The following is a 25,524-nucleotide window of genomic DNA, read 5'->3' on the forward strand; positions in this document are numbered from 1 at the left end:
GGACGGCCTTGCGGGGCACGGCGCGAGGGGGAGGAGCGGCACACGGTCATGGGTGAGGTCTTCGCCGGCCGGTACGAACTGGTCGATCCGATCGGCCGTGGCGGGGCGGGTGCCGTCTGGCGTGCCTGGGACCACCGCCGCCGGCGCTATGTGGCCGCCAAGGTGCTGCGGCAGAGGGACGCCCACTCGCTGCTGCGCTTCGTGCGTGAGCAGGCGCTGCGGATCGACCATCCCCATGTGCTCGCCCCGGCCAGCTGGGCCGCCGACGACGACCAGGTCCTGTTCACCATGGACCTGGTCACGGGCGGCTCGCTCGTCCACCTGGTCGGGGACTACGGCCCGTTGCCGCCGGTTTTCGTCTGCACCCTGCTGGACCAGCTCCTGGCGGGCCTGGCGGCGGTGCACGCGGAGGACGTCGTGCACCGCGACGTCAAGCCCGCCAACGTGCTGCTCGAAGCCACCGGCACGGGGCGGCCCCGGCTCCGGCTGTCCGACTTCGGCATCGCCATGCGGCTGGGCGACCCCCGGCTGACGGAGACCGACCTGGTGGTGGGGACGCCCGGTTACCTCGCGCCGGAGCAGATGGCGGGCGCGGAACCGGCCTTCACCGCGGACCTGTTCGCCGCGGGACTGGTCGCCCTGTACCTGCTGGAGGGCGCCAAGCCGGACGCCAAGGCACTCGTGCGGTACTTCACGGAGCACGGCACGCCACCCGCTCCGCAGGGGGTCCCCGAGCCGTTGTGGCAGGTCGTGGCCGCGTTGCTGCAGCCGGACCCGGAGGCGAGGTTCCGTACGGCCACGGGGGCGCGCAAGGCGCTGGCCGCGGCCGTGGAGCTGCTGCCGGAGCCGGGTCCCGACGACGAGCTGATCGAGGTCTTCGACCAGGTGGGCCCGCTGCCACCGGGGTTCGGCCCCGACGGACCGCTGCGGACGGCCGCGGGAGCGGACGACGTACCGACGGATCCGCGGCGGCCCACCGTCACGGCACGGGCGCCGGACAGTACGTGGACGCCGCCGCCACCGACGCCGTACGAGACCGAGCCGGCCCCCGGGACCGCCCGGCCGCCCGTCATGTCGGACACCGGGAGCTTCCCCCTGCCGCCCCCGCAGACCGCCGCCGCCTCGTCCCCCGCTCCCACCCCGGCGCCCGGCCCCCCGCAGCGGCCCGCGCACGCACCGCCGGCCCGCCCACCGGCACCGCCGCGGCCTGGTTCCCCGGACCCGCGGCACCACTCCCCGTACGCGCCCCCGCCCCCCTCGCAGGACCCCGTCCGGCAGTCGTGGCAGCGCGCCGACGTGCCCACCGCCGCGTACACCGCCCAGGCCGCGCGGTCCCCCCTGCCCGCACAGTCCCCGAAGGCTCCCCCGCCCCCTTCGGCGTCCCCCCAGCACCGCGCGGTGCGCCGCCGCCCCGGCCCCCCGGCCCGGGTGGCGGTTCCGCTGCTGCTGCTCGCGCTGGCCTGTTACGCCGTGGGGTTCTGGGCGCTGGCCCGTGTCTGAGGCACGTGCCCGCCGGAGCTCGTCAGACGGCCCGGCGCCGGGCCACCGCCGTCCACACGCCGAGCCCCGCCAGCAGGGCGCTGCCGGCGCCGATCCCGCCCACCGCGAGCACCGTCATGGCGGCGCCGTCGTCCCGTGCCGCTGCGCCCGCCGCCGCCTGCCGGTCGTGGGCCGGGACCTCGAAGACGCCGTCGGGCACGGACCTCCCCGCGTACCCGGGACCGGCCCGCGTCGTCCCCCCGAACCGCAGGCGCAGGACCAGCGGGAACGGGCCCTCGCCGAAGTCGTCGGCCACCTGGGCCGCGAGGTGCACCACGAGGTAGTGGTCACCGGCGAACCGCATGCCCGTGACCCGGTCCTCGACGGCGTACCGGTTGGCGTACGCCACCGGTGGGACGGGAGCGAGGGCGGCCGTGACCTGACGGCCGGTGTACCCCTTGGCGGCGTCGACGACCTCACCGCGCACGGGGTTGTGCAGGGCCAGGCGCAGCGCGCCGGTGACGTAGCCGGAACCGCTGTCGGTGCTGCCGAGTTCGGCGGCCGCGTACAGTTGCCGGCCCCAGCCGACGGGCACCTGGTAGAAGAGGGTCTGTCCGGGCCGGATGTCGTCGCGCCAGGCCCCCTGGCCGATGCGGGTGGCCCGGGCGAAGCCGCTGCCGCCCCGGCGGCGTTCGGGCTCGCCCGTGAGGGGCGCGGGCGAGGCGGAGTCCCAGGCCCCGGGTGCCCGCGTCGAGCCGGTGCGTGCCGGGCGCGGCTCGGTGACGGTGGTGAGCTCCAGGCCCCAGGGGTCCGGTGGGGAGTCCTGCGGCCGTGACCGCTCGACGGTGACGTAGTAGGTGCCGGGGTCCTGGCAGCGCGTCCCGCCGGTGGAGACCGCGTGCACGACCCAGGCCGTGACCGGGCGGGGGCTGCGGGCGGCGCCGAAACTCGCGCTGTCCGACGAGCAGGTGCCGCCCTCGGCGTCCTGCACGGACAACCGGACGCCGTCGACGGCGGTGAGCTCGCCGTCCTCGCCGGGGACGGCGGTGGCGGAGACGTACGTGTCCGAGGCCGCGTCGAGTTCGAGCCGGTAGTGGAGCGTGCCGGTCCTCGGCAGGGAGCTGCGGTACGTCGTGCCGGGTTCGAGGACCGGGGCGTCCGCGGTGCCGCTCGCGCCGTCGACCCGCCGGGCGTCCTCGGCGAAGGCGTAGCCGCCCGGCGTACCGGCCGCCAGGGCCGTCCCGCCCGGCAGGACCGCGGTGACGGCCAGCACCGCCGCCACCACGGCCGGACGCGCCGGCACCGGCGGGCGGGCATGTCCTGCCCCGGCTCGCCCCCGAGCCCTACACCACCGCACCATCAGCCGCCACCCCTCGCGCTCGCCGCCGCACGGACCGTGGCCCATCCTGCCGCGCGGCCGTGGCCTCCGCGCCCCGTCCGGGCAACACAAAACCCCGACCGTGCTGACGGCCGGGGTCTGCTCAGGACCGGTTGTCGGTCGTACTCACGAACCCGTGGGCACGGAGTCAGTCGCCTCCGTCCACAGATCCTGCTCGGCGCGATCCGCCTGGATCTGGCGGTACACGAGGAGCCCGCCGATGGCGGCCAGTGCGACCAGGAGAAGCTTCTTCACCGCGCTACCTCGTCTTTCCTTGACGTAGGGGACCTCTGGCGCCCGACTATACACACCGGCCGATACCGATCGGTGACCTGAGTCGGCCCTCAACTGCCCGCCGACGGAACCGATTAGGTACGGACCGAGCCGTTCCGGTCGGAGGGTGACCACGCCTCCACGGACGGTGACTTTCGCTCGGACTTCTCCCGCTTTCGCACTTTTTCGGCTCCTTTGCGGCCATACGGGTGGTGTTCATCTGAACAACGCCGCGCCACGCGGCATCGGTCCACCACTTCGCGACCCTCATACACATCATGAGGAAAGTACGCAAATCGCCCGACCCGAAAGTGAGGGGCCATGGCCCGGAACAAGGTCATGAAGCTGTGGACCGCCATCGTCACCGCCTTCCTCGCGCTGTGCACGGCGCTCGGATTCGTCACGACGACCGCCTCGGCGGCCGTACCGCACACCGAGGCGCGCAGCAACACCGAGACCGCGCCCGAGCCGGCGCAACCGGCGGCGGCAGCACCCTGGTCGTGGTCCCGAGCCGGGGTCCTGCCCCCCACGATGAAGCAGCGCATCCACGCCGAGGCCCACGGCAAGGCCCCCAGTTGCCGGCACCGTCCGCTCGCGGACGCGGCGCCGGCCCTCACGACCCTGCCGGCCACCGGCGCCCCGTGCGACACCGTCGACTCCTCGGCCCAGCAGCGTACCGTTCCGCTCCAGCGCTGAGCGGCCCGGCGCGCCGCGCCCCCGCCACCCGACCCTGACGTCACGGCGTATTGCGTACGCACCGCACGCGAGAAACGGCCCGGCCGCTCGACAGAGCAGCCGGGCCGTCGCCGCGTGCGCCGTCACCCCTGAGCCACGGGGACCGGCGCCCTGCCGCTTCCGGGGGCCGGGCGGGGGACCGGCGGGGGCCGTCGTCCCGCGCGCCCACGGGAATCCGTCCTCGTCCCGCGGTCGCGTGCGGGCGGGCTTCGTTCCGGCTGATGCCCCTGCACGTCGAAGGCCCCCGGTCCTGGTCTTCCGTTCTAGTGGTCGTTGCAACACCCCAGCTCAGGGGATGCGATGGACTTCAAGATCCGGAAGGACCGGGGGCGGAGCGACGCCGCTCGGCCTGAGTCACGCCGGTAAGGGCGGTGCACAGAGGTACGTCCTCGACCGGCTCCGTTCGCCCCTGTTGCTGTCAGACACTGATGTCAGCCAGAGGGACAGTCCTGACGGGCTTCCGACTCAGAGGCGATCATTCGGGTACGCGCCACCGGCCCCTGTGCCGCGACGGGTTCCCGTGTCGTGCGTCTTACGCCGACGAGGAACGAGACCGAGCAGACCCAGAAGGCCGACGAGACCCCAAAGACCCCATCCCCCACCGTCATCGTCATCGTCCTTGTTGTCATCATCCTGCGCTTGGCTCTGGGCGGCCTGCACGGTGGTCGCCTGGGCCGCCACCGGCGTCTGCGCTTCCGCGGTGACCGCAACGGGTCCCGCAAGGAGAGCGGCGGTCAGGAGAGCACCGATAGTCATGCGACGCATAGTTCCTCCTTGAACGACCCAGGGACTGGGCCTTACCCCCATATCGGGTGGTTCTGGAGAGGCGTGCAACCCCGGCAGACACCACAGCTCCTTCCATGGCGCGGTGGAGCCCATTTCCCGGGCCCTGCGCCCAGTAGGGCCATTCGGCCGAATGGGTGACCGGGCGGAACGTCCCCGCCCACCGCTCGCCCCAACTCCCGTCCCGTCCGCCGTCGACCCACGCACCGGGGAGCGGGCGTGGTTCAGGGCGTCCAGGTGGAGCGCGCCCCTGTACGAACGAGCTGGACGCCCTGGGCCGCGTCTGCTCGGCTCTGCCTGGGGCGACGGTGGACGGGACGGGGGCTCCCCGCGCATGCCACTACGGGCCCGCGGTCGGCGACGGCGCCCCCTCCGTCCCGGTGCCGGCCGATCCCCCGCCGGAGGCATCGTCTTCGACCGCGGGCCGCCCTGTGCGGTGATCGACTCATGGCCTTCGGCCCTGTCCCCGTGTGGGCGCGCGTCGGCGCACCGCGGGCGGAGCGGGCCGAAGGCGGGAGCGGCGCCCGGGGCGGAGCCGGGAAGCGCGCCCGGCGGAGCGGAGCGCAGCCGGGGCTTGATGGGGTAGAGAAACGCGTGACTTGGTCCTGGCGCTCGGCCTGCGTCGCAGCGAGGTGCTTGGTCTGCGTTGGCAGGACATCGGCTTCCATGCCGGCCGCTCCACTCCGGTCAGGCAGGTGCAGCGGGTCAAGGGCGTGGGTCTGGCCCTCAAGGACCTCAAGGACCTCAAGACGGAATCTTCACAGGCCGTGCTCCCTCTTCCGGGGTTCTGCGCTCGCGTCCTCGAGGAGCGCCGGGAGCTTCAGGAGCTGGAGCGGAAGATCGCCGGTGAGCACTGGGCGCAGGCACCCGACCAGGACCTGATCTTCTCTTCCGGGCACGGCGGCATGATCGACCCGGTGGGCCTCCCCCGTACCCTCGACCGACTCGTCAAACGGGCCGGTGTGCGTCGGATCACGGCCCGGCCGACCCGGCACACCTGCGGGACCCTGCTCGCCTTCCTGAAGGTGCACCCCAAGGTCGCCCAGGCGATCTTCCGGCACAGCCGGACCAACATGACCCTGGACGTCTACACGCACGTCGTCGGCGACAGTGAGCGCGAAGCAGTGGGCATGCTCGCGGAGCTTCTGGAAGATCCGCTCATCGACTGATGTCAGCCATGGATGTCAAAGACCCCCAGCCGGTATTGGCTGGGGGTCTTCTCGCTGGTGGGGCTAACAGGATTTGAACCTGTGGCCTCATCCTTATCAGGGATGCGCTCTAACCAACTGAGCTATAGCCCCGCCGCGCTTTGCGGTGTGTGTCCCGCGCGCTGACTCCTGAAGATTAGCGCACGAGGCGGGCAGTCCCAAAATCGGTTGGCCCGGGACCGCCCGCGCCGGTCACTCGTCCTCGGCGAGCGTCAGCTCCACGCCGCCGACGAAGCCGGCGGACAGGTTGTAGATGAACGCGCCGAGCGTGGCGAGAGCCGTCGCGAGGACGACGTCGATCACCGCGATGATCGTCGTGAACATCAGCACGTTGGGCAGCGACAGGAACGACTGCAGGTCGAAGCCGTTGGACTCGTTCGATCCGGTGGCCTCGGAGATCGTGCCGCCGACCGTCGAGAAGACGCCCATGGCGTCCATGACCATCCACAGCACGGCGGAGGCCACGATCGTGCAGACGCCGAGCGCGATGGAGAGCAGGAAGCTGACCTTCATCACCGACCACGGGTCGGCCTTGGCCACGCGCAGCCGCGCCTTGCGGACGCGGGGCGTGGTGCGCGCGCCGGTGCGCGGCCGGCGCTCGGCGGCCGCGGACGGGTTGCCGCCCTGGGTCTGGTAGGCCTGCGGCGGGTGGTACGGCCCGCCGGGCTGCTGGGTCTGCCGCTCCCCGGGCAGCGGCGAGGCCGACTGCCGGGTCTGCGGGCCTCTGGTGTCCGTCACAGTTCCCCCCTGGGATCCATGAGTGTCAGACGCGTGCGAACCGGTCGCGCCGTCGTCGATCTTGCGCAGCTGAGTCGTGTGCGGATCCGTCGCACGCGCGGCGGAGCCACGGCCGCCGTCCGTCTCCGTACCCCTCGGGGTACTGGCCGATCCGGCGCCCGTGGCTCCGCTCACGATGACTCTCTCCTCGTGCTACTCGGACGAGGGCGCCTCACCCTCGTCCGTGCCGGTGGTCTCGGCACCCTCGGCGGTCTCGTCGACGACGACATCGCCGTCGACCTCCTCCGCCTCGCGTCCCGCCTCGGCGTTGCGCGCGATGCCCACGACGGCATCGCGCTTGCCCAGATTGATCAGTTGGACGCCCATGGTGTCACGGCCCGTCTCCCTGACTTCGCTGACTCGCGTACGAATCACACCGCCCGAGAGTGTGATGGCGAGGATCTCGTCGCTCTCCTCGACCACCAGCGCGCCCACGAGCGTTCCGCGGTCCTCGACGATCTTGGCAGCCTTGATGCCGAGGCCGCCACGGCCCTGGACGCGGTACTCGTCGACGGAGGTCCGCTTCGCGTAACCGCCGTCGGTGGCAGTGAACACGAACGTACCGGCTCGAACAACATTCATCGAGAGCAGCTCGTCCCCCTCGCGGAAACTCATGCCCTTGACGCCCGAGGTGGCACGCCCCATGGGACGCAGCGTGTCGTCCGAAGCGGTGAACCTGATCGACTGTGCCTTCTTGCTGATCAGCAGCAGATCGTCGTCGGCGGAGACGAGTTCGGCACCGATCAGTTCGTCGTCGGAACCGTCCTCCTGCTCGCGCAGGTTGATGGCGATCACGCCGCCCGAACGCGGGGAGTCGTAGTCCTTCAGCGACGTCTTCTTCACCAGACCCGCCTTGGTGGCCAGGACCAGGTAGGGCGCCGCCTCGTAGTCGCGGATCGCGAGGATCTCGGCGATGGACTCGTCCGGCTGGAAGGCCAGCAGGTTCGCCACGTGCTGGCCGCGCGCGTCCCGGCCGGCGTCGGGCAGCTCGTACGCCTTCGCGCGGTAGACCCGGCCCTTGTTGGTGAAGAACAGCAGCCAGTGGTGCGTGGTGGACACGAAGAAGTGGTTGACGATGTCGTCTTCCTTGAGCTTCGCGCCGCGCACCCCCTTTCCGCCGCGCTTCTGCGCCCGGTAGTCGTCGGTCTTGGTGCGCTTGATGTAGCCACCGCGCGTGACCGTGACGACGATGTCCTCTTCGGCGATCAGGTCCTCGATGGACATGTCGCCCTCGTACGGGATCAGCTTGGTCTTGCGGTCGTCGCCGTACTTCTCGACCAGCGCGGCCAGCTCCGCGCTGACGATCTCCCGCTGACGGACCGGCGAGGCCAGGATCTCGTTGTACTCGTTGATCTTCGCCTGGAGCTCGTCGTGCTCCTGGACGATCTTCTGCCGCTCCAGGGCCGCCAGTCGCCGCAGCTGCATCTCGAGGATGGCGTTGGCCTGGATCTCGTCGATCGTGAGGAGGTCCATCAGGCCCCCGCGCGCGATCTCGACGGTGTCGCTGCGCCGGATCAGGGCGATGACCTCGTCGATGGCGTCCAGGGCCTTGAGCAGACCACGCAGGATGTGGGCGCGCTCCTCGGCCTTGCGCAGGCGGAACTTCGTGCGCCGGACGATGACCTCGATCTGGTGGTTCACCCAGTGCCGGATGAACGCGTCCAGGGAGAGGGTGCGCGGCACGCCGTCGACCAGGGCCAGCATGTTGGCGCCGAAGTTGGTCTGCAGGTCGGTGTGCTTGTACAGGTTGTTCAGGACGACCTTGGCGACCGCGTCCCGCTTCAGCACGATGACCAGGCGCTGGCCGGTGCGCGAGCTCGTCTCGTCGCGGACGTCCGCGATGCCGCCGATCTTGCCGTCCTTCACCAGGTCGGCGATCTTCTGCGCGAGGTTGTCCGGGTTGGTCTGGTACGGCAGCTCCGTGACCACCAGGCACTGGCGGTTCTGGATCTCCTCGACCTCGACGACCGCGCGCATGGTGATCGAGCCGCGTCCGGTGCGGTAGGCCTCCTCGATGCCCTTGCGGCCCACCACCAGGGCGCCGGTCGGGAAGTCGGGGCCCTTGATGCGCTCGATGAGCGCGTCCAGCAGCTCCTCGTGCGAGGCCTCGTAGTTCTCCAGGTACCACTGGGCGCCGGCCGCGACCTCGCGCAGGTTGTGCGGCGGGATGTTGGTCGCCATGCCGACCGCGATACCGGCCGAACCGTTGATCAGCAGGTTCGGGAAGCGGGCCGGCAGGACGGTCGGCTCCTGGGAGCGGCCGTCGTAGTTGTCCGTGAAGTCGACGGTCTCCTCGTCGATGTCGCGGACCATCTCCATCGACAGCGGCGCCATCTTGCACTCGGTGTAGCGCATGGCCGCCGCCGGGTCGTTGCCCGGCGAGCCGAAGTTGCCGTTGGAGTCGACGAGCGGCATGCGCATCGACCAGGGCTGGGCGAGGCGGACCAGGGCGTCGTAGATGGAGCTGTCGCCGTGGGGGTGGTAGTTGCCCATGACGTCGCCGACGACGCGGGCGCACTTGTAGAAGCCGCGCTCGGGCCGGTAGCCGCCGTCGTACATGGCGTACAGCACGCGGCGGTGGACGGGCTTGAGGCCGTCACGGACGTCGGGCAGCGCACGCGAGACGATGACGGACATCGCGTAGTCGAGGTACGAGCGCTGCATCTCCGTCTCGAGCCCGACGGGCTCGACACGCATCGCCAGGGCGTCGCCCTCGGGCGTCGTCACAGGGGTGTTCTCGTCGGTCATTGCTGGTGAAGGTCCTTCCTGGTGCGGTCAGCTGAGACCGACTCAGATGTCGAGGAAGCGGACGTCCTTGGCGTTGCGCTGGATGAACGCGCGCCGGGCCTCGACGTCCTCGCCCATCAGCACCGAGAACAGGTCGTCGGCCTGCGCGGCGTCGTCGAGCGTGACCTGGCCGAGCACGCGGTGCTCCTGGTCCATGGTCGTGATGCGCAGTTCCTCGGCGTTCATCTCACCGAGACCCTTGAAGCGCTGCACGGAGTCCTCGCGGATGCGCTTGCCGGCCTGGCGGCCCATCTCGATCAGCGCGTCGCGCTCGCGGTCCGAGTACGCGTACTCGAAGTCGTCCCGGCCCCACTTGATCTTGTAGAGCGGCGGACGCGACAGGTACACGTGCCCGGCCTCGACCAGCGGCCGCATGAAGCGGAACAGGAAGGTCAGCAGCAGGGTGTTGATGTGCTGGCCGTCGACGTCGGCGTCCGCCATCAGGATGATCTTGTGGTAGCGGAGCTTCTCGATGTCGAAGTCCTCGTGCACCCCGGTGCCGAACGCGGAGATCATCGCCTGGATCTCCTGGTTCTGCAGGATCCGGTCGATGCGCGCCTTCTCCACGTTGAGGATCTTGCCGCGGATCGGGAGGATCGCCTGGTACTGAGGGTTGCGGCCGGACTTGGCCGAACCGCCGGCGGAGTCGCCCTCGACGATGAAGATCTCGCACTTGGTCGGGTCGTTCGACTGGCAGTCCGACAGCTTGCCCGGCAGGGACGCCGACTCCAGCAGGCCCTTGCGGCGCGTCAGGTCGCGCGCCTTGCGCGCCGCCACGCGTGCGGTGGCCGCCTGGATGCCCTTGCGGACGATGTCCGCCGCCTCGTTCGGATTGCGGTCCAGCCAGTCGGTCAGGTGCTCGTAGACGACCTTCTGGACGAAGGTCTTCACCTCGGTGTTGCCCAGCTTCGTCTTGGTCTGGCCCTCGAACTGGGGCTCGCTCAGCTTCACCGAGATGATCGCGGTCAGACCCTCGCGGATGTCGTCACCCGTGAGGTTGTCGTCCTTCTCCCGCAGCAGCTTCTTGTCGCGCGCGTACTTGTTGATCAGCGAGGTGAGCGCCGCGCGGAAGCCCTCCTCGTGCGTACCGCCCTCGTGCGTGTGGATGATGTTGGCGAAGGAGTACACGCCCTCGGTGTAGCCGCCGTTCCACTGCATCGCGACCTCGAGGGACAGGTTCTTGTCCTTGTCCTCGGCCTCGAGGTCGATCACGGTGGGGTGCACCAGGTCTCCCTTGCGGGAGTTGAGGTACTTCACGAAGTCGACGATGCCGCCCTCGTAGTGGTACGAGACGCTCTTGACCTCGTGCTTCTCGTCCTCGCCCGCCTCGTCCGCACCGGCCGTGGCCTTCGCCGACTCGCGCTCGTCGGTGAGGTTGATCTTCAGGCCCTTGTTGAGGAAGGCCATCTCCTGGAAGCGCCGGGAGAGCGTCTCGAAGGAGTAGTCGGTGGTCTCGAAGATGTCGCCGTCGGCCCAGAAGGTGACCGACGTGCCGGTCTCCTCGGTGGCCTCGTGCCGGGCGAGCGGTGCCGTGGGGACGCCCAGCTTGTACTCCTGCGTCCAGCGGTGACCGTCGGTCTTGACCTCGACGGCGACCCTCGTGGAGAGGGCGTTGACGACGGAGACGCCCACGCCGTGCAGACCGCCGGAGACCGCGTAACCGCCGCCGCCGAACTTGCCGCCCGCGTGCAGCACGGTCAGCACGACCTCGACGGCCGGCTTGCCCTCGGAGGGGACGATGCCCACCGGGATGCCGCGGCCGTTGTCGACGACGCGGACACCGCCGTCGGCGAGGATCGTCACGTCGATCGTGTCCGCGTACCCGGCCAGCGCCTCGTCGACGGAGTTGTCCACGACCTCCTGCACCAGGTGGTGCAGACCGCGCTCACCGGTCGAGCCGATGTACATACCGGGTCGCTTGCGGACCGCGTCCAGACCCTCGAGGACGGTGATGGCACTGGCGTCGTACGAGGCGGGAGCTTCGCCGTCGGCGGTGCTCACCGGGTCGTTCACGCCGGTGTCGGTGGACGGGTTGTTCTCGTTGGGGTTGCCGGAATCGGCCACGAAGCGCCCTTTCTGGCACAGCACGAGCCGGGCTCGTCGGCGGGTTGCCGGAGCGGCTGCGGCATGTTGCGTTGGTAAGCCTTGATCAGCGTTGCTCAGCTTGTCCCGGACGGTCCCCACGTTCGGGGCGGGATTGTCTTCCATTCTACCGGTAGCACTGACACTGATGGGGGTTTGCCGGTGCCTGAGTTCGCATGTGCCGCCCTGAACGAGGCTCGTCCTACTCCCGATATACGGAAGGGGGCCTCAAGAGGCTCACGACGGCACTCAGCGCTTCGAGGCGTCAACCCTTGGCTACTTGGGAGTCAGGACGGGATTCGCAACCGTGTGCGGTGGTACGACGGAACGGACCCCGCCGGTCCGCACCGCCCGCCGAAGCCCGAAGATGTGATGTACCTCACCAACCCGCAGCGCGGACGGGCAGGTCACCCGTAGGTGTCCCCCGGCCCCTTGCTGCCCGGCGCGCGCAACGGTCCGTAGCGCCGTGCACCACCCCCCGGGCCCCCCGGACCGAGCACCTTGATCACCCGCACCGAACCGTGCCCGAGGTCCTCGTTGAGCCGGGCCACCAGCGTCGGGGCCAGCAGCCGCAGATTCGTCGCCCAGGCCGTCGAGTCGCACCGGACGACCAGCACCCGCTCGTCCTCGTCGTACCGCTCCGGCACGCAGTGCTTGGCCACGTCCTCGCCCACGATCTGCGGCCAGCGGCCCATCACACCGCCCACCGCCGCCGGCGTCTCCCACCCGCGCTCCGTGATCAGCCGGTTGATCGCCGAACCCAGCGCCATCGGATCACGGCCGTCGGCGCGCGCGCCGGAACGCAGCCCGCCCCGCCGCGCCTGCCGCTTCTGCTGCACCGCGTCCCCCCGCGCGCGTGCCGCCTCCCGCGCGGCCCTCAGCGCCACCCGCGCCAGGTCCACACCGGACGGCTCGGGTGCCCCGCCTCCCTTGCCTCGATCGCCCCCGGAGTTCCCGGGAACCGGCCCGTCCGCGCTCATACGCGCTCCACCGTCCCCTCCGCCACGGCGAACCGCGCCCCCGCCAGCACGTGCGGCACGTCGTCGTCCACCGCGGCGGTCACCAGCACCTGCTCGCCGGGCGCCACCAGCTCGGCCAGCCGTTCCCGGCGCCGCGCGTCCAGCTCGGCGAAGACGTCGTCGAGCACCAGCACCGGCTCGTTGCCCTCCGCCCGCAGCAGGTCGAACGACGCCAGACGCAACGCCAGCGCGTACGACCACGACTCGCCGTGGGAGGCGTATCCCTTGGCGGGCAGCTGCCCGAGCTTCAGCAGCAGGTCGTCCCGGTGGGGACCGACCAGCGTGACCCCCCGCTCGATCTCCTGCTTCCGGGCCTCGCCCAGCGCGGCCGTCAGCTGCTCGTAGAGATCCTCGCGCGTGTGCGCCTCACCGGGCGCCGACGGCTTGTACTCCAGCAGGACCGGACCGCCCCCCGGAGCCAGCTGCTCGTACGCCTTGTCGGCCAGCGGCTGCACCGCGGCGATCAGGTCCAGGCGCTGCGCCAGCAGCTCGGCGCCCGCCCGCGCCAGGTGCTGGTCCCACACGTCGAGCGTGGACAGGTCCATCGTGCGGCCACCGTGCCGGCGGGCGAGCGCGGCCGACTTCAGCAGGGTGTTGCGCTGCTTGAGGACCCGGTCGTAGTCCGAGCGCACCCCGGCCATGCGCGGGGAGCGGGCGGTGATCAGCTCGTCGAGGAAACGACGCCGCTCGCCCGGGTCCCCCTTGACCAGGGCGAGATCCTCGGGCGCGAACAGCACGGTCCGCACGATGCCCAGCACATCACGCGGCCTGACCTGCGACGACCTGTTGATCCGCGCCCGGTTCGCCTTGCCCGGGTTCAGCTCCAGCTCGACCAGCTGCTGCCGTTCGCCCTGCCGCACCTGTGCCCGGATCACCGCCCGGTCCGCGCCCATGCGCACCAGGGGCGCGTCCGAGGAGACCCGGTGGCTGCCGAGGGTGGCCAGGTAGCCGACCGCCTCGACGAGGTTCGTCTTCCCCTGCCCGTTGGGGCCGACGAAGGCGGTGACGCCCGGGTCCAGCGGGACCTCGACCCGGGCGTACGAGCGGAAGTCGGCCAGCGACAGATGCGTGACGTGCATGGTCGTTCGCCGACCTCCCCAACCTTCGGGTATTGCCTACTTCTTCTCCACCGCGTGACCACCGAACTGGTTGCGCAGCGCGGCGATCATCTTCATCTGCGGCGAGTCGTCCTGCCGGGACGCGAACCGCGCGAACAGCGACGCGGTGATAGCCGGCAGCGGCACCGCGTTGTCGATCGCGGCCTCCACCGTCCAGCGTCCCTCACCGGAGTCCTGTGCGTAACCGCGCAGCCCGTCCAGGTGCTCGTCCTCGTCGAGGGCGTTGACGGCCAGGTCCAGCAGCCAGGAACGGATGACCGTGCCCTCCTGCCAGGAGCGGAAGACCTCGCGGACGTTCTCCACGGAGTCGACCTTCTCCAGCAGCTCCCAGCCCTCGGCGTAGGCCTGCATCATCGCGTACTCGATGCCGTTGTGGACCATCTTCGCGAAGTGGCCCGCGCCCACCTTGCCGGCGTGCACGGCGCCGAAGTCGCCCTCGGGCTTCAGGGCGTCGAAGACCGGCTGCACCTTGGCGACGTTCTCCGCGTCGCCGCCGTACATCAGCGCGTAGCCGTTCTCCAGGCCCCACACACCGCCGGAGACACCGCAGTCCACGAAGCCGATGCCCTTGGCCGCCAGCTCCTCGGCGTGCTTCTCGTCGTCCGTCCAGCGGGAGTTCCCGCCGTCCACGACGACGTCGCCGGGCTCCAGCAGCTCCCCCAGCCGGTCGACGGTGGCCTGGGTGGGCTCACCGGCCGGGACCATCACCCAGACCACACGGGGGGCGCTGAGCTTGCCCACAAGCTCTTCCAGGCTGTGGACGTCCGCGAGATCCGGATTGCGGTCGTATCCGACGACGGTGTGGCCCGCGCGGCGGATCCGCTCGCGCATGTTGCCGCCCATCTTGCCGAGGCCGACGAGACCGAGCTCCATCAGTTGCGTTCCTTAGGTCTGCGAGGTGGCGTGACGGCACGCCCGCACCTGGCGGATGCGTGCCGCGGCACTTTCGTACCCGCGTACGAGCCTAAACCCGCAACTCCGTGCACAGCTGTGGGCATACGCGCTCATGCGTACGCCCTCACCTGGGGCTTTGTCCTCACCCTGTGGACGGTCGGGCGGCCTCAGCCGCTCAGCCGCACCGGCATGATCAGGTACTTGTAGGCCTCGTCCGCCTCGGCGTCCACGGCGGGCCTGCCGCTGAGCAGCGCCGGCTTCGTGGACGTCGTGAAGGACAGCTGGGCCACCGGCGAGTCGATCGCGCTCAGACCGTCCAGCAGGAATGTCGGGTTGAAGGCGATCGAGATGTCGTCGCCCTCCAGCTGGGCGTCCACCCTCTCCACAGCCTGTGCGTCGTCGCTGGAGCCGGCCTCCAGGACAAGCACGCCCTGCTCGAAGCTGAGCCGCACCGGGGTGTTGCGCTCGGCGACCAGCGCCACACGCTTGACGGCCTCCACGAAGGGGGCGGTCTCGATCACGGCGACGCTGTTGAACTCCGTCGGGAAGAGCGTCTTGTACTTCGGGAGGTCACCCTCCAGCAGACGGGTCGTCGTCCGGCGGCCCGCGCCCTCGAAACCGATCAGGCCCTCGCCCGCGCCCGAACCGGACAGCGCCAGGATCACCTGGTCGCCGCTGGTCAGCGCCTTGGCGGTGTCCAGAAGCGTCTTGGCGGGCACCAGGGCGACCGCGGAGGTCTCCGGGTTCTCCGGCTTCCACAGGAACTCGCGGACCGCGAAGCGGTAGCGGTCGGTGGAGGCCAGCGTCACCGTGTCGCCCTCGATCTCGATGCGCACACCGGTGAGGACGGGCAGCGTGTCGTCACGGCCGGCGGCGATGGCGACCTGCTGCACGGCCGCGGAGAAGACCTCGCCGGGGACGGTGCCCGTGGCGTTCGGCATCTGCGGCAGGGCCGGGTACTCCTCCACAGGCAGGGTGTGGAGGGTGAAGCGCGAGGAACCGCAGACCACCGTCGCCCGTACACCGTCTGTGGAAATCTCCACCGGCCGGTTGGGCAGGGCGCGGGAGATGTCGGCGAGCAGCCGGCCGGAGACGAGGACCGTGCCCTCCTCCTCGACCTCCGCCTCCACCGACACCCGCGCGGAGACCTCGTAGTCGAAGCTGGACAGGCTCAGCTGTCCCTCCTCGGCCTTCAGCAGCAGGCCCGCGAGGACCGGCGCCGGCGGACGGGCCGGGAGGCTGCGTGCCGCCCAGGCCACTGCCTCCGCGAGTACGTCGCGTTCCACCCGGATCTTCACTGTTGCCGCCTCCTGCTGTTGCCGGCGCTTCTCGCCCTGCTTCGCCTTCGTCGTCTGACCCGGTGTCGCCGGCCCCGGTCAGGGCAGAACACCGGGGACCAGTCTGACGCACCGCACTGACAGTAGGTGCCCTCCGGGGTCAAGTCGCGACGAGGGGCGGTCGGGCTCGGGAGAGCGAGTTGTGCACAGGCCCCGCTTCGAAACGAATGCCGCTCTCTCTCTGGTCGGGAGTAGTAGTAGGGCCTGTGGATACCGTGGATAACCGCGTTTGCACAGGTCAGAGCAGGAATTTTGTCCACGGGTCCTGTGGGCGGAGCCGGTGGACAACCAGGGGTCTCTGTGGAGAACAGAAAGTTCTGCACACGCCGTGCACAGGGAAGGGCGACTTCTCCCCAACGCCGTCCCCAGGTTTACCCACCTTTCCCACAGCCCACTCCTGCACGTTGATGTGACGCCTTTCACTCGGTGGAGTGAGAAGCCGCGCCGAGTTGCCGAACAGTGGACAGAGGTGTGGAGAAGCTGGTGATCACTGGGGACAACTGGCATCAGCCTGTGGGTCGACGGTGGACAACTTGACGCGCGAGCTGGAGGCCTCTCCGCCGTCCACAGCTTGTGGATAACTTTTGTCCACGGATCCACAGGGGGCTGACCTGCCCTGATCATTCCTCACCACCCCAGCCTGTGGACAAGATCGGGACAACTTCCCGATCCCCAAGGTGTGGAGGGGAAAAAGTCGCCGAATCTGTGGAGAGAGGCCGTAACCCGGCAGGCATTCGAACAGCGGAGGGGCGAGGCCCGGTCGGCGCCGAGGGCTCCCCGGCAGGATTCGGGCTCTCCGAGCCGCGTCCGGGCCCCGCACCGTGCCCGTTGGTCCCCGCCCTGCGTCCGCCGGCCCCTGCGGCCATGACCGGAGCTCCCCGCAGCCGCGTCCGGGAAGCTCCCCGTCAGCGCGTCCGGACCGCCCAGCCGGCCCCGTCCAGCCGTCAGGCATGGAAAAGGCGCCCCCAGAGCTCTCCAGGGGCGCCTCCAGGCGCGTTCCGGCCCGTGCCGGCGGCCGTCAGCCGTTCTTGATGCGGTTGGTCAGCTCCGTCACCTGGTTGTAGATGGAGCGCCGCTCCGCCATCAGATTGCGGATCTTGCGGTCGGCGTGCATCACCGTGGTGTGGTCCCGGCCCCCGAACAGCGCACCGATCTTCGGCAGAGAGAGGTCCGTCAGCTCGCGGCAGAGGTACATGGCGATCTGACGGGCCGTGACCAGGGCACGCCCTCGGGAGGTGCCGCACAGGTCCTCGACGGTGAGGCCGAAGTAGTCGGCGGTGGCGCCCATGATGGCCGTGGACGTGATCTCGGGGGCCGAGTCCTCGCCGCCGGGGATCAGGTCCTTCAGGACGATCTCGGTCAGGCCCAGGTCGACCGGCTGCCGGTTAAGCGACGCGAACGCGGTCACCCGGATCAGCGCGCCCTCCAGCTCACGGATGTTGCGCGAGATGCGGGAGGCGATGAACTCCAGCACCTCCGGCGGGGCGTTGAGCTGTTCCTGTACCGCCTTCTTGCGCAGGATCGCGATGCGCGTCTCCAGCTCGGGCGGCTGGACGTCGGTGGTCAGGCCCCACTCGAAACGGTTCCGCAACCGGTCCTCGAGTGTGACCAGCTGCCTGGGCGGCCGGTCGGAGGACAGGACGATCTGCTTGTTGGCGTTGTGGAGCGTGTTGAAGGTGTGGAAGAACTCCTCCTGCGTCGACTCCTTGTCCGCCAGGAACTGGATGTCGTCCACGAGCAGGATGTCCATCTCGCGGTAGCGCTTGCGGAAGCTGTCGCCCTTGCCGTCGCGGATGGAGTTGATGAACTCGTTGGTGAACTCCTCGGAGCTCACGTACCGCACGCGCGTGCCGGGGTAGAGGCTGCGCGCGTAGTGCCCGATCGCGTGGAGCAGGTGGGTCTTGCCGAGGCCGGACTCCCCGTAGATGAAGAGGGGGTTGTAGGCCTTGGCGGGCGCTTCGGCGACGGCTACGGCCGCCGCGTGGGCGAAGCGGTTGGAGGCGCCGATGACGAAGGTGTCGAAGAGGTACTTCGGGTTCAGGCGTGCGGTGGGCTCGCCGGGGCCGGTCGCCGGTGCGGGCTGGGCGGCCAGCGGGCCGGGGGCGCCGGTGGCCGGCCCGGGGCCGACGGGTCCGCCGCGGTGGACGTGGCCGGAGCCGGGCGGCGGCTCGGGGAGCTCGCGCCGAGTGCCGCGCTGGTCGTAGTCGCCGCGGGGCTGGTCGTAGTCGGCGCGCTGGGCGTCGTACGGGGGGCGCTCCGGCGGCTGCGGGCGGCGGTCCTGAGGACGGCGGTCCTGGGGGTAGGAGTCCTGGGGGTACGGCTCCTGGCCGTAGGAGTCCTGGGAGTAGACGCCCTGCGGGTAGCCGTCCTGCGGGGACGCGGAGTAGTTGTCCTGGGCGGACGGGCCGTACGAGTCCTGCTGGGAGGAGGCGTACGGGTCACGCTCCGGGAAGCCGAGGCGCTGCTGCTGCCAGCCGTAGTCGTCCTGCTGGGACGGGCGGGGCCAGGAGCCGGGCTCGGGGCGCTGGTATTCCTGCGGGTAGGCGGGACGGGCGGTGGGGAGCTGGTCGGACCGGTGGCGGCCGTAGGCCTCGTAGTCGTCGCGGTTGTGGGCTCCCTGGCCGCTCTGGCCCGCTCCGCCTCCTCCCTGGCCGGAGGGCGGGAGTTCGGGCTCCTCGTAGCGCGGCTGGGGGCGGGCGGGCGGAGCCGGCGGGGCGGGGGACTCGCCCGCGGTGTCGTCGACGGTGATCGCGATGCGGATGGGGCGGCCGCACTCCCGGCTCAGCGTTTCGCTGACGACAGGGGCGAGCCGGCCCTCGAGGACGCCCTTCGCGAATTCGTTGGGCACGGCGAGGAGGGCGGTGTCGGCGACCAGTGCCAGGGGCTGGCAGCGGCGGATCCAGTGCTCGTCCTTCGATTCGACCCCTTGACCGCGGCCTTCTCCGAGGAGCTGCTCCAGTACGCGTGGCCACACTGCGGCAAGATCGGCAGGTACGTCAGCCACAGGGCACGCTCTCTCACGAGTCCCTCGAAGGTGTGCTTCGGGGACGGGTCGGGATGAAACTCGGGCGGGCAGGGATAAGGGAACGAATCGGAGTTCAGCCACGGTAGTCAGCGCGACCGGTAGGGTTCAAGTTGTTGTCCCCAGCCTGTGGACAAGTGTGCCTCGGTCACCTCTGGTTTGACCGAATGGCGCAGTCTCACGTACCGTAACCAGGTCGAGTTGTCGATGGCTGCTGCCGCCTGCCTCCGATGGGCACAGGTCACGTCCAAGGTGATCGAAAAAGCGGTGCACTCGGGCGTGACGAGAGCTACTCGTGGGCGCACGGTGACAGCCAGGACGGCACCCCGCCAACCCCGATTCTTTCTGGAGCCCCCGAGTGAGCAAGCGCACCTTCCAGCCGAACAACCGTCGTCGCGCGAAGACCCACGGCTTCCGGCTGCGTATGCGCACCCGTGCCGGCCGCGCGATCCTCGCGTCCCGCCGCAGCAAGGGTCGCGCCCGTCTGTCCGCCTGATCCCGGTCAGGTCATGACATCGTGCTGCCCACCGAGAACCGGCTGAGGCGGCGCGAGGACTTCGCGACCGCGGTACGACGAGGGCGCCGGGCCGGCCGCCCGGCTCTCGTCGTCCACCTTCGAAGCGGTGCCACGGACCCGCACGCGCCTGGGGAGAGCGCTCCCCCGACACGTGCGGGTTTCGTCGTGAGCAAGGCCGTGGGCGGTGCGGTGGTCCGCAACAAGGTGAAGCGCAGGCTTCGTCATCTGATGCGGGACCGGATCGACCTGTTTCCCCCCGGTAGCCTGGTAGTCGTACGAGCGCTGCCCGGTGCGGGTGACGCCGACCATGCACAGCTGGCCCGAGACCTGGATGCCGCCCTGAAGCGGCTGCTGGGAGGGGGCGCGCGATGAAGTACCCGCTGCTGGCTCTGATCAAGCTGTACCAGTGGACGATCAGTCCGTTGCTGGGGCCGGTCTGCAAGTACTACCCGTCGTGCTCCCACTACGGCTACACGGCCATCGACCGGCACGGTGCCATCAAGGGAACGGCACTCACCGCCTGGCGCATCCTGCGGTGCAATCCGTGGTCGCTGGGCGGGGTGGACCATGTTCCGCCGCGCAAGCGCCCGCGGTGGCACGAAATGCTGCGTGACGCCTGGCGTGCACGCAGGGGCGGGCCCTCCGCCGCCGAACCGGCCACCGAGGGACAGGCTTCTCCGACGAGACCGTCCAGTCCTTCGAGCCCGGCCGCAGAGACCCAGTCCCATGCCCAAGGAGCATGATTAGTGGACACGATTGCCAGCCTCTTCAGCTTCATCACGACACCTGTCTCCTGGGTCATCGTCCAGTTCCACAGCGTGTACGGCGCCATTTTCGGCCCTGACACGGGATGGGCCTGGGGCCTGTCCATCGTGTCCCTGGTGATTCTGATCCGCATCTGCCTGATCCCGCTCTTCGTGAAGCAGATCAAGTCGACGCGCGCGATGCAGACGCTCCAGCCGGAGATGAAGAAGATCCAGGAGCGCTACAAGAACGACAAGCAGCGTCAGTCCGAAGAGATGATGAAGCTGTACAAGGAGACGGGCACCAACCCGCTCTCCTCGTGCCTTCCCATCCTGGCGCAGTCCCCGTTCTTCTTCGCCCTGTACCACGTGCTCAACGGCATCGCGACGGGCGACACCATCGGTGTGATCAACGATCGCCTGCTGGAGAGCGCGCAGAAGGCCCACATCTTCGGTGCGCCGCTCGCGGCGAAGTTCACCGACAGCGCGTCGAAGGTGGAGGCTCTCGGGTCCTCGATCACCGACGTCCGCGTCGTCACCGCCGTCATGATCATCCTGATGTCGGCGTCGCAGTTCTTCACCCAGCGCCAGCTGATGACCAAGAACGTCGACACGACGGTGAAGACGCCGTTCATGCAGCAGCAGAAGATGCTGATGTACGTCTTCCCGGTCATGTTCGCCGTCTTCGGTATCAACTTCCCGGTCGGTGTCCTCGTTTACTGGCTGACCACCAACGTGTGGACCATGGGCCAGCAGATGTACGTCATCCGCAACAACCCGACTCCGGGTTCCAAGGCCCAGGCCGCCTATCTGGAGCGTCTGCACAAGCACGTCACCGAGCACGGCAAGACGCGTGGTCGCGGTGAGAGGGCCATCGTGAAGGCGATCGTCGCCAAGGGCCGGGACCGCAACGAGTTCGAGCGCAAGTTCATCAACGGTCTGAACAAGGCGGGCCTGGCGGCCCAGCCCGACGGCACCGTGGTGAAGAGCGAGGCCGCTGTCGCCGCACAGTCCGAGGACGGCGCGCCCGTGGCGACGGGAACGCCGAAGCGCCAGCAGCCCAAGCGGCAGAGCAAGTCCCAGCGGCAGACCACGAAGGCGGCCGGCGAGGCCGAGCCGAAGACCTCGCTCAGCAAGTCCGGCGAGCCGGAGGAAGCCGAGCCGGGCACCTCGCCCGCCGCCGCCAAGAAGTCCGCTCAGAAGCCCGGCGGCGGTGGCCGCAGCAAGGCCCAGTCCGGACAGCGCAAGGGCCCGCAGCGGCCCAAGTCCCCGTCGAAGAAGTAAGAAGGAGTCCATCCCGTGACGGAAGGCACCACCTCCGCCGCTGCCGAGGGTGCAGACACCCTGACTCGCCTCGAGCAGGAGGGCGAGATCGCCGCGGACTACCTGGAGGGTCTGCTCGACATCGCCGACCTGGACGGCGACATCGACATGGACGTCGAGGCCGACCGTGCCTCTGTCTCGATCATCAGCGACACGAACAGCCGTGATCTGCAGAAGCTGGTCGGCCGGGACGGTGAGGTGCTGGAGGCTCTGCAGGAGCTCACGCGTCTGGCCGTGCACCGGGAAACCGGGGACCGCAGCCGGCTGATGCTCGACATCGCCGATTACCGGGCCAGGAAGCGCACCGAGCTCTCCGAGCTGGGAGCGAAGGCCGCGGCAGAGGCCAAGAGCAGTGGCGAGGCCGTGCGGCTGAAGCCGATGACGCCGTTCGAGCGCAAGGTCGTGCACGACGCGGTCAAGGCCGCAGGACTGCGCAGCGAGTCCGAGGGCGAGGAGCCGCAGCGCTTCGTCGTCGTGCTTCCCGCCTGATCGGTCCCCACGTTCTCCGGCCCCGTCTGTTGCGCAGACGGGGCCGAATTTTGTCAGCCTGATAGTTCTGGTGGTTCTGGCATCGGCGCTCGGCGCGCCGGTGCGGTACGGAAGGACGGTCCCCCGTGACGGAGGCAGCGGAGCTTCCCCCTGCGCCCGAGCAGGCACGCGAGGTGTTCGGTGATCGCTATGCGGATGCGGTCCGCTATGCCGAGCTGCTCGCCGAGGCGGGAGTGCAGCGTGGCCTGATCGGTCCCCGTGAGGTCCCGCGCCTGTGGGAGCGGCACCTGTTGAACTGTGCGGTGCTCTCGGAAGTCGTGCCCGAGGGGGTGACGGTGTGCGACGTCGGCTCGGGTGCCGGCCTGCCCGGGATTCCGCTGGCGCTGGTCCGGGAGGACCTGAAGATCACTCTTCTGGAGCCGTTGCTGCGGCGCACCAACTTCCTGACCGAGGTGGTGGAGCTGCTGGGCCTGGACCATGTGACCGTCGTGCGTGGCCGGGCCGAGGAGGTCATGGGCAAGGTCCCGCCGGTGCACGTGGTGACGGCCCGTGCCGTCGCGCCGCTGGACCGCCTGGCCACCTGGGGCATCCCGCTGCTGCGCCCGTACGGTGAGATGCTCGCTCTCAAGGGTGATGCGGCCGAGGAGGAGCTCAAGGCCGCGGCGGCGGCGCTGAGCAAGCTGGGCGCGGTGGAGACGTCGATCCTGCATGTGGGTGAAGGCGTCGTGGACCCCCGGTCCACTGTGGTCCGCGTCGAGGTCGGGGAGAGCCCCGGTGGTGTGCGGTTTGCCGCCAAACGGGCCAAGGCGGCCCGGACGGGCCGGGCACGCCGACGGCGCGGATGAGCGTGCGACGGCGCCGCTCTGTCCTGACGGCGCCGTCGTGACGACCCGGCGTACTCCACACAAGCCTCCCGCTCTGCGCATGCCGGAGTGTCGCGGCAGTTCGCCCTCGGGTGCTGTGCATCGTGTTTCACGTGAAACGTCGCTCACTGCTGCACGGCATCATCAGTCGCGGTCGCGCCGCGGCCGAACCCCGCGACCGGAGGCCCCTCGGTTCTCTTGCCGAGGAACCGGGCTCCCCCGGTGATTCGGATCTCCTGAGGGATGCGGAGTTGTCCACAGAGGTGGATTTCTCCACAGAACGCCAGACCTCACTGGTTCACGACCCCGAAGGCATGGGAGGCTCTGTTCATTGCGAGCCTGAAGTCGAGGAGAGTGAATCCTTGCGGTCCGACGCCAACATCGCGGGACCGATGACCGATCCGGTCCCCGGTCCCCGTACCGAGTCGACGGGGGCGGATGTTTCACGTGAAACACCGCCTCCGATGGACGACACTCCGATCGGTCGAGCTGCCCAGCTGGCAGTGGAGGCTCTGGGCCGAGCCGGTGAAGGCCTGCCGCGACCCGAGCAGACCCGCGTGATCGTGGTCGCCAATCAGAAGGGCGGCGTCGGCAAGACGACGACCACCGTCAATCTCGCCGCGTCGCTGGCGCTGCACGGGGCTCGTGTGCTGGTCGTCGACCTGGACCCGCAGGGCAACGCGTCCACGGCGCTGGGAATCGACCACCACGCCGAGGTTCCGTCCATCTACGACGTGCTGGTCGAGAGCCGGCCGCTCTCCGAGGTCGTCCAGCCGGTTCCCGACGTCGAGGGCCTCTTCTGCGCGCCCGCCACCATCGACCTCGCCGGAGCGGAGATCGAGCTGGTCTCCCTGGTGGCACGGGAGAGCCGCCTGGAACGGGCCATCCAGGCGTACGAGCAGCCGCTGGACTACATCCTCATCGACTGCCCTCCCTCCCTCGGTCTGCTGACGGTCAACGCGCTCGTCGCGGGCCAGGAGGTGCTGATCCCGATCCAGTGCGAGTACTACGCGCTGGAGGGTCTGGGCCAGCTGCTGCGGAACGTCGACCTGGTGCGGGGGCATCTCAACCCCACCCTGCATGTGTCGACCATCCTGCTCACCATGTACGACGGGCGGACGCGCCTGGCGTCACAGGTCGCGGACGAGGTACGAAGCCACTTCGGCGAAGAGGTCCTGCGGACGAGCATTCCGCGCTCGGTCCGTATCTCGGAGGCCCCCAGTTACGGGCAGACAGTGCTGACCTACGATCCAGGTTCGAGCGGAGCCCTTTCCTACCTGGAGGCGGCACGCGAGATCGCGCTGAGGGGCGTGGGGGTCAATTACGACCCGGCCCAGGCACACGTCGGCGCACAGAACGACTCGAGCATGGTGGAGGGGATCCAGTGAGTGAGCGACGAAGAGGGTTGGGCCGCGGTCTCGGCGCACTGATTCCCGCAGCGCCGACCGAGAAGTCGGTGGCCTCGGCCGCCCTGGGGGGTGCGGCGTCCGTGCCTTCCTCGGCGGTTCCCGTGCTGCCCGGTGACCGGGGGGTGGCGGCGGCGAAGGTGGCGACGCTGTCCTCTGTTTCACGTGAAACAGAGGAGTCGGCGCAGTCGGCCGCGGCGGGTATGCCCGCGCCTCCTCTGGGAGCTCACTTCGCGGAAGTGCCCCTGGACTCGATCACTCCGAACCCGCGGCAGCCTCGCAAGGTGTTCGACGAGGATGCCCTCGCCGAGCTGGTGACCTCCATCAAGGAGGTCGGTCTTCTCCAGCCGGTCGTCGTCCGGCAGACGGGCCCCGGGCGTTACGAGCTCATCATGGGTGAACGCCGTCTGCGGGCCAGTCGAGAAGCGGGGCTGGAGGCCATCCCGGCGATCGTGCGGGCCACGGAGGACGAGCAGCTCCTCCTGGACGCGCTGCTGGAGAACCTGCACCGCGCCCAGCTGAATCCGCTGGAGGAGGCCTTCGCCTACGACCAGCTGCTGAAGGACTTCAACTGCACGCACGACCAGCTGGCGGACCGCATCGGCCGGTCCCGTCCGCAGGTGTCCAACACGTTGCGTCTGCTGAAGCTCTCTCCGAAGGTGCAGAACCGCGTGGCCGCCGGAGTGCTCTCCGCCGGGCATGCCCGGGCGTTGCTCTCCGTCGAGGACTCGGAGGAGCAGGAGCGGCTGGCTCACCGGATCGTGGCCGAAGGACTCTCGGTACGGGCGGTCGAGGAGATCGTGACCTTGATGGGCTCCAGGCCGCAGAAGCCGCATCGGGCCAAGGGGCCGCGGGCCGGCGCTCTCGTCTCTCCGGCGCTGTCCGAGCTGGCGACCCGGCTCTCGGACCGCTTCGAGACGCGGGTGAAGGTCGATCTGGGGCAGAAGAAGGGGAAGATCACCGTGGAGTTCGCCTCCATGGAAGATCTCGAACGGATTCTTGGGAGCCTGGCTCCCGGGGAGGGCCCCGTGCTCCAGAAGGGCCTCGCGGCCGGGGACGCCGAGGAGACCGGCTCCTGATCTTCGGGCGAGCCGATCACTCGGCGGTGCTCTGGTCGTCGATGGGCGGGCTGTGGCCGGTGCTTACCGGAACACGGTCCGCCCTTTGCCTTTCGCCGGTGCCCCTGCCTCGCATCGTGGATACGATGCGTTGGAGATGGCGCATTCACCGGCAGCACCTCTGAGAGGCAGGCAGGGGACATGCGAACGATGAGCCGCACCGGTCTGGTGAG

The 25,524-nt window shown here is 69.8% G+C and carries 22 protein-coding genes and 1 tRNA gene; 11 read left to right on the forward strand and 12 right to left on the reverse strand.

Translation table 11 applies throughout. The features are described from left to right. Window positions 1–48 precede the first annotated feature (48 nt). Window positions 49–1,500, forward strand: coding sequence for a serine/threonine-protein kinase (locus ACZ4V6_RS08375; RefSeq protein ID WP_467823903.1), 1,452 nt, complete (start codon window positions 49–51; stop codon window positions 1,498–1,500). A 22-nt stretch (window positions 1,501–1,522) separates the two neighbouring features. Here the strand turns inward: ACZ4V6_RS08375 and ACZ4V6_RS08380 are convergent, their stop codons facing one another. Together ACZ4V6_RS08380 and ACZ4V6_RS08385 are read right to left on the reverse strand one after the other, a co-directional pair. Further along, window positions 1,523–2,839: a hypothetical protein gene (locus tag ACZ4V6_RS08380; protein ID WP_467823906.1), complete on the reverse strand. Its 1,317-nt coding sequence runs from the start codon at window positions 2,837–2,839 to the stop codon at window positions 1,523–1,525. Window positions 2,840–2,983: 144 nt separating this feature from the next. Further along, complete coding sequence (locus tag ACZ4V6_RS08385; RefSeq protein WP_003999697.1) at window positions 2,984–3,112, reverse strand: DLW-39 family protein; 129 nt, start codon at window positions 3,110–3,112, stop codon at window positions 2,984–2,986. Window positions 3,113–3,451: 339 nt separating this feature from the next. On the opposite strand from ACZ4V6_RS08385, the gene ACZ4V6_RS08390 reads away from it, so the two are divergent. Continuing rightward, window positions 3,452–3,826: a DUF6344 domain-containing protein gene (locus ACZ4V6_RS08390; protein WP_467823908.1), complete on the forward strand. Its 375-nt coding sequence runs from the start codon at window positions 3,452–3,454 to the stop codon at window positions 3,824–3,826. 504 nt (window positions 3,827–4,330) lie between these two features. Here ACZ4V6_RS08390 and ACZ4V6_RS08395 read toward each other — a convergent pair. Then, window positions 4,331–4,630: a WGxxGxxG family protein gene (locus ACZ4V6_RS08395; protein ID WP_467823911.1), complete on the reverse strand. Its 300-nt coding sequence runs from the start codon at window positions 4,628–4,630 to the stop codon at window positions 4,331–4,333. A gap of 617 nt (window positions 4,631–5,247) precedes the next feature. Between ACZ4V6_RS08395 and ACZ4V6_RS08400 the strand changes: the two genes are divergently transcribed. Next, a complete protein-coding gene (locus tag ACZ4V6_RS08400) occupies window positions 5,248–5,817 on the forward strand; it encodes a site-specific integrase (RefSeq protein ID WP_467823914.1) in 570 nt (189 codons plus the stop codon). Window positions 5,818–5,872: 55 nt separating this feature from the next. On the opposite strand, the gene ACZ4V6_RS08405 is transcribed toward ACZ4V6_RS08400, so the two are convergent. The 9 genes from ACZ4V6_RS08405 to dnaA form a co-directional block, all read right to left on the reverse strand. Further along, window positions 5,873–5,949, reverse strand: a tRNA-Ile gene (locus ACZ4V6_RS08405). 99 nt (window positions 5,950–6,048) lie between these two features. Then, window positions 6,049–6,768, reverse strand: a complete 720-nt coding sequence (locus tag ACZ4V6_RS08410) for a DUF3566 domain-containing protein (RefSeq protein WP_467823916.1) — start codon at window positions 6,766–6,768, stop codon at window positions 6,049–6,051. Between the two features lie 18 nt (window positions 6,769–6,786). After that, window positions 6,787–9,381, reverse strand: a complete 2,595-nt coding sequence (gene gyrA / locus ACZ4V6_RS08415; protein ID WP_467823919.1) for a DNA gyrase subunit A — start codon at window positions 9,379–9,381, stop codon at window positions 6,787–6,789. A 42-nt stretch (window positions 9,382–9,423) separates the two neighbouring features. Further along, window positions 9,424–11,484: a DNA topoisomerase (ATP-hydrolyzing) subunit B gene (gyrB, locus tag ACZ4V6_RS08420; protein ID WP_467823922.1), complete on the reverse strand. Its 2,061-nt coding sequence runs from the start codon at window positions 11,482–11,484 to the stop codon at window positions 9,424–9,426. Window positions 11,485–11,909: 425 nt separating this feature from the next. Beyond that, window positions 11,910–12,482, reverse strand: a complete 573-nt coding sequence (locus ACZ4V6_RS08425) for a DciA family protein (RefSeq protein WP_467823924.1) — start codon at window positions 12,480–12,482, stop codon at window positions 11,910–11,912. Then, the gene (gene recF, locus ACZ4V6_RS08430; protein WP_467823927.1) at window positions 12,479–13,600 is read right to left on the reverse strand and encodes a DNA replication/repair protein RecF; all 1,122 of its coding nucleotides are present in this window, start codon (window positions 13,598–13,600) and stop codon (window positions 12,479–12,481) included. Before recF ends, ACZ4V6_RS08425 begins: the two co-directional genes overlap by 4 nt. A gap of 36 nt (window positions 13,601–13,636) precedes the next feature. Beyond that, window positions 13,637–14,512, reverse strand: coding sequence for a phosphogluconate dehydrogenase (NAD(+)-dependent, decarboxylating) (gene gnd / locus ACZ4V6_RS08435; protein WP_467823929.1), 876 nt, complete (start codon window positions 14,510–14,512; stop codon window positions 13,637–13,639). 188 nt (window positions 14,513–14,700) lie between these two features. Continuing rightward, a complete protein-coding gene (gene dnaN / locus ACZ4V6_RS08440; RefSeq protein ID WP_239765663.1) occupies window positions 14,701–15,831 on the reverse strand; it encodes a DNA polymerase III subunit beta in 1,131 nt (376 codons plus the stop codon). 1,057 nt (window positions 15,832–16,888) lie between these two features. Further along, complete coding sequence (dnaA, locus tag ACZ4V6_RS08445) at window positions 16,889–18,874, reverse strand: chromosomal replication initiator protein DnaA (RefSeq protein WP_467823932.1); 1,986 nt, start codon at window positions 18,872–18,874, stop codon at window positions 16,889–16,891. Window positions 18,875–19,250: 376 nt separating this feature from the next. On the opposite strand from dnaA, the gene rpmH reads away from it, so the two are divergent. The 8 genes from rpmH (at window position 19,251) to ACZ4V6_RS08485 (ending at window position 25,312) form a co-directional block, all read left to right on the forward strand. After that, entirely contained in the window at window positions 19,251–19,388 is a 138-nt protein-coding gene (gene rpmH / locus ACZ4V6_RS08450) for a 50S ribosomal protein L34 (RefSeq protein ID WP_003956500.1), read from the forward strand. 21 nt (window positions 19,389–19,409) lie between these two features. After that, window positions 19,410–19,781 (forward strand): ribonuclease P protein component, encoded by a 372-nt coding sequence (gene rnpA, locus ACZ4V6_RS08455; protein WP_077798181.1) that lies wholly within the window; start codon window positions 19,410–19,412, stop codon window positions 19,779–19,781. Then, on the forward strand, window positions 19,778–20,152 hold the full coding sequence (yidD, locus tag ACZ4V6_RS08460) for a membrane protein insertion efficiency factor YidD (protein WP_467823936.1): 375 nt from the start codon (window positions 19,778–19,780) through the stop codon (window positions 20,150–20,152). The genes rnpA and yidD overlap by 4 nt, the downstream gene beginning before the upstream one ends. A 3-nt stretch (window positions 20,153–20,155) precedes the next feature. Next, a complete protein-coding gene (gene yidC / locus ACZ4V6_RS08465) occupies window positions 20,156–21,436 on the forward strand; it encodes a membrane protein insertase YidC (RefSeq protein WP_467823939.1) in 1,281 nt (426 codons plus the stop codon). Between the two features lie 15 nt (window positions 21,437–21,451). Then, on the forward strand, window positions 21,452–21,964 hold the full coding sequence (locus tag ACZ4V6_RS08470) for a Jag family protein (protein ID WP_467823941.1): 513 nt from the start codon (window positions 21,452–21,454) through the stop codon (window positions 21,962–21,964). 125 nt (window positions 21,965–22,089) lie between these two features. Beyond that, the gene (rsmG, locus tag ACZ4V6_RS08475; RefSeq protein ID WP_467823944.1) at window positions 22,090–22,809 is read left to right on the forward strand and encodes a 16S rRNA (guanine(527)-N(7))-methyltransferase RsmG; all 720 of its coding nucleotides are present in this window, start codon (window positions 22,090–22,092) and stop codon (window positions 22,807–22,809) included. A gap of 332 nt (window positions 22,810–23,141) precedes the next feature. Continuing rightward, window positions 23,142–24,215: a ParA family protein gene (locus ACZ4V6_RS08480; RefSeq protein ID WP_467824342.1), complete on the forward strand. Its 1,074-nt coding sequence runs from the start codon at window positions 23,142–23,144 to the stop codon at window positions 24,213–24,215. Next, window positions 24,212–25,312 (forward strand): ParB/RepB/Spo0J family partition protein, encoded by a 1,101-nt coding sequence (locus ACZ4V6_RS08485; RefSeq protein ID WP_467823946.1) that lies wholly within the window; start codon window positions 24,212–24,214, stop codon window positions 25,310–25,312. The genes ACZ4V6_RS08480 and ACZ4V6_RS08485 overlap by 4 nt, the downstream gene beginning before the upstream one ends. The last annotated feature ends 212 nt before the right edge of the window (window positions 25,313–25,524 follow it).

The sequence above is a fragment of the Streptomyces sp. NPDC029152 genome (assembly GCF_055564355.1).

Bases quoted from the DNA above. Each gene is read 5' to 3' on its own strand.
- ACZ4V6_RS08375 (WP_467823903.1), top strand. From the start codon at position 49: ATGGGTGAGGTCTTCGCCGGCCGGTACGAACTGGTCGATCCGATCGGC.
- ACZ4V6_RS08380 (WP_467823906.1), bottom strand. From the start codon at position 2,839: ATGGTGCGGTGGTGTAGGGCTCGGGGGCGAGCCGGGGCAGGACATGCC.
- ACZ4V6_RS08390 (WP_467823908.1), top strand. From the start codon at position 3,452: ATGGCCCGGAACAAGGTCATGAAGCTGTGGACCGCCATCGTCACCGCC.
- ACZ4V6_RS08395 (WP_467823911.1), bottom strand. From the start codon at position 4,630: ATGCGTCGCATGACTATCGGTGCTCTCCTGACCGCCGCTCTCCTTGCG.
- gyrA (WP_467823919.1), bottom strand. From the start codon at position 9,381: ATGACCGACGAGAACACCCCTGTGACGACGCCCGAGGGCGACGCCCTG.
- ACZ4V6_RS08425 (WP_467823924.1), bottom strand. From the start codon at position 12,482: ATGAGCGCGGACGGGCCGGTTCCCGGGAACTCCGGGGGCGATCGAGGC.
- recF (WP_467823927.1), bottom strand. From the start codon at position 13,600: ATGCACGTCACGCATCTGTCGCTGGCCGACTTCCGCTCGTACGCCCGG.
- gnd (WP_467823929.1), bottom strand. From the start codon at position 14,512: ATGGAGCTCGGTCTCGTCGGCCTCGGCAAGATGGGCGGCAACATGCGC.
- yidD (WP_467823936.1), top strand. From the start codon at position 19,778: ATGAAGTACCCGCTGCTGGCTCTGATCAAGCTGTACCAGTGGACGATC.
- ACZ4V6_RS08480 (WP_467824342.1), top strand. From the start codon at position 23,142: ATGGGAGGCTCTGTTCATTGCGAGCCTGAAGTCGAGGAGAGTGAATCC.